At 64.2% G+C, this 5601-nt stretch carries 6 protein-coding genes; 2 read left to right on the top strand and 4 right to left on the bottom strand.

Annotated elements, in window-relative coordinates; translation table 11 throughout:
- Positions 1-451 (bottom strand): SDR family oxidoreductase (locus EN991_RS21245; RefSeq protein ID WP_164769245.1); only part of this gene is annotated, 451 nt, incomplete at its 3' end.
- A gap of 289 nt (positions 452-740) precedes the next feature.
- Between EN991_RS21245 and EN991_RS21240 the strand changes: the two genes are divergently transcribed.
- A complete protein-coding gene (locus EN991_RS21240; RefSeq protein WP_013528960.1) occupies positions 741-896 on the top strand; it encodes a hypothetical protein in 156 nt (51 codons plus the stop codon).
- Positions 897-1006: 110 nt separating this feature from the next.
- Positions 1007-1948 (top strand): LLM class flavin-dependent oxidoreductase, encoded by a 942-nt coding sequence (locus EN991_RS21235; RefSeq protein WP_013528961.1) that lies wholly within the window; start codon positions 1007-1009, stop codon positions 1946-1948.
- Between the two features lie 6 nt (positions 1949-1954).
- On the opposite strand, the gene EN991_RS21230 is transcribed toward EN991_RS21235, so the two are convergent.
- The 3 genes from EN991_RS21230 to EN991_RS21220 form a co-directional block, all read right to left on the bottom strand.
- Entirely contained in the window at positions 1955-2641 is a 687-nt protein-coding gene (locus EN991_RS21230; protein WP_127369481.1) for an isochorismatase family cysteine hydrolase, read from the bottom strand.
- 36 nt (positions 2642-2677) lie between these two features.
- The gene (locus EN991_RS21225; RefSeq protein WP_027163019.1) at positions 2678-4402 is read right to left on the bottom strand and encodes an ABC transporter ATP-binding protein; all 1725 of its coding nucleotides are present in this window, start codon (positions 4400-4402) and stop codon (positions 2678-2680) included.
- Positions 4403-4511: 109 nt separating this feature from the next.
- Positions 4512-5601: iron chelate uptake ABC transporter family permease subunit (locus EN991_RS21220; RefSeq protein ID WP_164769243.1), on the bottom strand; the 1090-nt coding region annotated here is incomplete at its 5' end.

The raw sequence follows: 5601 nt of genomic DNA, 5'->3' as shown, positions 1-5601 counted from the left end.
GAGTAGCCGCCACCGCCGAGATCGACGAGGTGCAGACGATCGAGCCGCCGCCCGCCGCAATCATGCCGGGCAAAACGGCGCGCGTCATCAGGAACATCGAGCGCACATTGACGGCATGCAGCCAATCCCATTCCTGCACCGTGGTCTCCAGGAAGGGCTTTATCACGATGGTGCCGGCGTGGTTGAACAGCACGGTGATGGGCCCGAGTTTTTCGATAGCACCCTTCACGGCGGCTTCGACCTGTGCCTCGTCGGAGACGTCGGCGACAAAATGCTCGGCGACATGGCCGCGTGCCCTGATTGTCGCTGCGGTTGCGGCGGCCGCCTCGCCGTTGCGGTCGATGATCGCCACCTTGGCGCCTTCGGCGGCGAACAGCTCCGAGGCTGCTCCACCCATTCCCGTCGCGCCGCCCGAAATGATGGCGACCTTGCCGGCCAGTCTTGTGCCCATTTTTTTTGCCCCTATGTGACGATTTCGCTTTGCTGGTTGGGTGATGCTACCGCGCCGGCGCCGGGCGGCCAATCCACGAATTGAGTGCCGCGAGGGCAAGGTCATAGGTCCATTCGGACGCAGACCCGAAAACGGACGCGCCATACGGATCGGCCGCCCGAGTGCCCCTGTAAGCAAGTGGCTACCAACTTCCCATCACATAAGAGAAAATTATTCTAGATTTGACCGAAAAATAGCAATCGACAAAGTCTACAAGTTTTATAGATTAACCGACGAGACGGAGGTCGATATGTCCTATATCCAGAACGCCCAGACGGATCGCAGTGGTCAGCGGGCGGCCAATGCCCAGACCTTCCGCCCGGCCTATGCCGGGGCTTTCGCCTATCTCGTCTTTGCCCTTGCGTTCGTGTTCACCGGGGCCGTTGTTCTGGGTCTTATTCCCTGAGTCGTCAGATCGACCGGGGTTAGCTGCCCCACCACTTACAGGCAATTGGAGTTGAATGAACCGAATCCTCGGCGTGCTTTCGCGCGCCCGACACCACGGAGGACATGGCAATGCCGATCGAGTTCACGCATATTCCCGGCAAGACCGCCGATGCCGCGGTTCCTTTTTTCTACGACTTTGCCGAGACCGCGACCAAGCTCGGGCTGATTGAGGACGGCGGCTTCCGCAAGATCGTCGTCGACGATTCGGCCGGACTGCTGACCAACATGGATCTTGCGGCCCAGGTGCTCGATCGCACCTCGTCGCTGGAAGTCGTGCTCACCCATTGGGCGGGCGTGGTCGAACCGACTGTGGCGGCCCGCCAACTGGCGTCGATCGACAGGCAAAGCGGCGGACGCCTGGCGCTGAGAATGATCAGCGAGCCGCTGAGCGATGCCGACGCCGAAACACGGCCGGTCGGGCACACCGTCATCTGGCAGCGAATAGACGAATATCTGGTGCTGCTGAAGCGGCTGTGGTCGAACGACCGGCCCTTCGACCACGAAGGAACGTTCTACAGCATCAAGGGCGGCTACGTGCCGCGCAAGGGACCGCACGGCGCCGACCTGGTCATCCGCATGGGCGGGCAGTCCGGAACGGCGCTCAAGGTGGCCGGCCGACATGCCGATGTCTTTGAACTGGCGCCGGGCTCGATCGACGAGATCCGGCAATTGATGGAGCGGGTGCGCCGCTCCGCCGCCGAACATGGCCGGGCCGGCAAGCTGCGCTTCGCGCTTCCGGTCGGGATTCACCAGGGTGCTTCCGCCTCCGGTCACAAGGCGGTCGATGTTGCCGGGCCGCCAGCCCAGGCCGCCCTGTCGCTGCTTGCCTATGCAGCCCTCGGGATCGATGAATTCATGATTGTCGGTGTCGACACGCCACGCGAGATCGCAACGCTCGGCCGGGAAACGATCGCCCTGCTGCGCAATTCGCTGGCGCGTCGCGAACACGAGGCATTCCAGCCTGGGGCATATGCGTCTCGTGCAGGATTGGAGACGCGCGCAACGGGCTGAACTCCTTCAGCCTTTTGTTGCCTCTGGCCTGTCGCCAAGCCGCGACAGGCCTTCAATGACAGCGCCCGAATCCGCCAGCGCGCCGAAGACGCCATCTTCGACCGTCACCATATGAAGCGCGGCCTCGTGGGCTTGTTTGTCGCCGCTGGCGCAGGCGTCGGAAATCGTCAGGCATTGAAAGTTGCGGTCGCAGGCTTCGCGCAGCGTGGTGTGGACGCAGACATCCGTCGTGCATCCGGAAAACATGAGATGCGTGATGCCTTGCGCGCGGAGCACAAGCTCGAAATCCGTATAAATGAAGGCGCTGTTGCAGGTCTTGTCGACGATGATGTCCTGCGGTGCCACGTCGATCTCCGGAACGATCTGGAACCCCGTGCCCGAGCGCAGCAGGATATCGGTGCCGTCGAGACCGGAGCGCTTGCGGCGCCATTTTTCGTAAGGCGTCATATCGGCCATGTCGGCCCTATAGCCCTGCCTGGTATGGATGACCCTGACGCCGGCCTTGCGCGCGGCCGCGATCAGCCGGCTCACCGTCGGCAGGATCGCCCTCAGAGGCGACGGGTCATAGCCCTGCCTGGCGAAGTAGCCCGTCGTCGACAGGAAATCCTGCTGCAGGTCGATGACGATCAGCGCGGTGTTTTCGGCCACCAGCCTGCCGTCAAAGGGAAAGTCGAAGGGCGTTGCCTTGATCATCCGGGCGCTCCCTGCTTTGGCCGCTACCATAGTGGATCAACGCGATGACACCAGATGCTGGGCGTCGTGCAGGCGTCGATAGATTCCGCCGGCACGGATCAGTTCGCTGTGCGACCCCTGCTCGACGACGCCCGACTCCGAGACGACGACGATGCGGTCGGCGCCGCGGATCGTTGCCAGCCGGTGTGCGATGACCAGCGTGGTTCGGCCCTCGGCAAGTTCGGCCAGCGACTTCTGGATTTCGCGCTCGGTCTCGGTGTCGAGCGCCGACGTCGCCTCGTCGAGGATCAGGATCGGCGGGTTCTTCAAGAACATACGGGCAATCGCCAGCCGCTGCTTCTGGCCGCCGGACAGTTTTACGCCGCGCTCGCCGATGATCGTGTCGTAACCGGCCGGCAGGCCTGATATCATGCCGTCGAGCTGCGCCCGCCGCGCGGCATCGGCGATGGCGCCGTCGGAGGCGCCGAGACGGCCATAGGCAATGTTTTCGCGGATCGAGCCGCCGAACAGGAAGACATCCTGTTGGACGATGCCGATCTGGCCGCGCAGCGAAGCGAGCGTCATGTCCCTGATATCGATGCCGTCGATGCTGATCCGCCCGGCGCTGACTTCGTAGAACCGCGGCAGCAGCGAGCATATGGTGGTCTTGCCGGCACCTGACGGCCCGACGAAGGCGATGGTTTCGCCGGCGCGGATGGTGAGATCGATATCCTTCAGCACCGGCTTGCCGTCGCCGTAGCCGAAGCTCACACCGCGATATTCGATGGAGCCCTTGAGGCCGCTGGCGGTAACGGCACCGGGCCGGTCGGCGATGTCGGGTTCGGTGTCGAGCAACTCTGTGTAGCGGCGGAAGCCGGCAATGCCTTTTGGATAGGTCTCGATCACCGAATTGATCTTCTCGATCGGCCGCACGAAGACGCCGACCAAAAGCAGGAAGCCGACGAAGCCGCCATTGCTCAGGCCTCCCGTGATGACGAGGTAGCTGCCGGCAATCATGACCACGAGCTGGATCAGCCTTATGCCCATGTAGTTCAGCGAATTGCTGGCCGACATGATGCGGTAGGCGTCGAGCTTGGTCTGGCGGTAGCGCTGGTTGTCATGCGCGAACAGCGTGCGCTCATGCTCCTCGTTGGCGAAGGCCTGGACGACGCGCATGCCGCCGACATTCTCCTCGATGCGGACGTTGAAATCGCCGACACGCCGGTAGAGCGCCTGCCAGTTGCGCTCCATGCGGTCGCCGTAGCGCATCGTCACCCAGGCGATCAGAGGCACGATCACCGCCGTGATCAGCGCCAGATGCATGTTGACCGTGAACATCAGCACGAAGGCGCCGGCGAACGTCATGATGGCGATGAACAGGTCCTCGGGGCCATGATGCGCGATCTCGCCGATCTCCTCGAGATCCTTGGTGACGCGACCGACGAGATGGCCGGTCTTGTGGTTGTCGTAGAAGCGGAACGACAGTTTCTGCAGATGATCGAAGCTCTTGCGCCGCATCTCGGTCTCGATGTTGATGCCAAGCATGTGGCCCCAATAGGTGACGACCGCCATCAGCACCGTGTTGAGCAGATAGATTACCAGCAGCCCAGCCGAGGCGATGATGATCAGCGTCCAGTCCTGCCGTGGCAGGAGCTGGTCGACGAAGGTGCGGACCGCCATGGGAAAGCCGAGTTCGAGCAGGCCGGCCAGCACCGCGCAGGAGAAGTCGAGCGCGAACAGCCCCTTCCAGGGCGCGTAATAGGACAGGAAACGTCTGATCATCGAGGTGAACCGCAAGCTGTCTTGATGGACGCGGCGAGGGCACCGGCCGCCATCGATGGGCGCTGCCTACAATCGGCAGGGTAGGGCCGGCAATATGCCAGGGCCGACTTCATTGCCTGCTTTTCCACATCAGCGCCATGAAATAGGGGCCGCCGACGAAGGCGGCGATGAGCCCGGCCGGCACCTGCCAGGGAAAGATCAGCGTCCGGCCTGCCCAGTCGGCGGCAACGAGGATCAGCCCGCCTGTCATGGCCGAGGCCAGAAGCTGCGGCACGGCACGGCGGAAGCCGAGCATGCGCGCGAGATGCGGCGCCATCAGGCCGACGAAGCTCAGCGGGCCGATGACCAATGTCGCGGTTGCGGTGGCCAGCGCGGTAAGTGCCAGCAGAATGGCGCGAACCCGTCCAAGCCGCAGGCCAAGGCCACGCGCGGCAGTTTCGCCGAGCGGCACTATATCGAGCCAGCGCGCCGTCAGCGGCGCCAGCGCGAGGACGGCGACCGCGACCGCAGCGGCAGTGAAGGCATCATTGGGCGTTGCGCGATAGGTCGATCCCGATAGCCAGGCGAGCAGGAAGCCCGTGCGCGGATCGCCGCTGGCCAGAAGCAGCGCGGCGAAGGCCGACGCGACCGTCGCCACGGCGACGCCGGCAAGCAGCAGCCGCGCCGGCGACAGTGCATTGCGCCGCCCGACCAGTACGACGATCGTCAGCGCCAGCAAGGCGCCCGCGAGTGCGGCGCCGAGCATTGCCGCGCGGTCGAAGCCGTCGCTGAGCAACAGCAGCGCCAGCACGCCGAAAGAGGCGCCGCCGGAAATGCCGAGCACTTCGGGTGCTGCCATCGGGTTGCCGGTCATGCGCTGCATCAGCGTGCCAGCGACCGCGAGCAGGACGCCCGCCGACAGGGCGACGACGACGCGAGGCGCGCGCAGGGCAAGCAGCTCGGTCAAATCCTCGGATGCGATCCAGTGCCAGCCGCCTGCACCACGGCCAAAGCCCATTGCGACGACAACCGCGAGGATGAGCGCCAGCAGGCCGGCGATCAACGGCAGGCCGTTTGTCGGCAGGCGTACGGACGACATCATGTCGGCCTGCCTTTCGGGGGTGGTTCGCATTCGCGGCAACAGGAACAGCAGCAGCGGCGCGCCGAGCAAAGCGGTCGCGGCGCCGGCGGGGATTTCGCCGGCGAACGGCAGATGCTGC

The sequence above is a fragment of the Mesorhizobium sp. M7A.F.Ca.US.005.03.2.1 genome (genome assembly GCF_003997795.1).
Taxonomy (GTDB): Bacteria; Pseudomonadota; Alphaproteobacteria; order Rhizobiales; family Rhizobiaceae; genus Mesorhizobium; species Mesorhizobium ciceri.
The sequence above is the reverse complement of the archived record's forward strand: the minus strand, read 5'-3'. Positions and strand labels throughout refer to the sequence as shown.

Excerpts from the sequence above, each read along its gene's own strand:
- EN991_RS21235 (WP_013528961.1), top strand. The coding sequence starts at position 1,007 with ATGCCGATCGAGTTCACGCATATTCCCGGCAAGACCGCCGATGCCGCG.
- EN991_RS21225 (WP_027163019.1), bottom strand. The coding sequence starts at position 4,402 with ATGATCAGACGTTTCCTGTCCTATTACGCGCCCTGGAAGGGGCTGTTC.
- EN991_RS21240 (WP_013528960.1), top strand. The coding sequence starts at position 741 with ATGTCCTATATCCAGAACGCCCAGACGGATCGCAGTGGTCAGCGGGCG.
- EN991_RS21230 (WP_127369481.1), bottom strand. The coding sequence starts at position 2,641 with ATGATCAAGGCAACGCCCTTCGACTTTCCCTTTGACGGCAGGCTGGTG.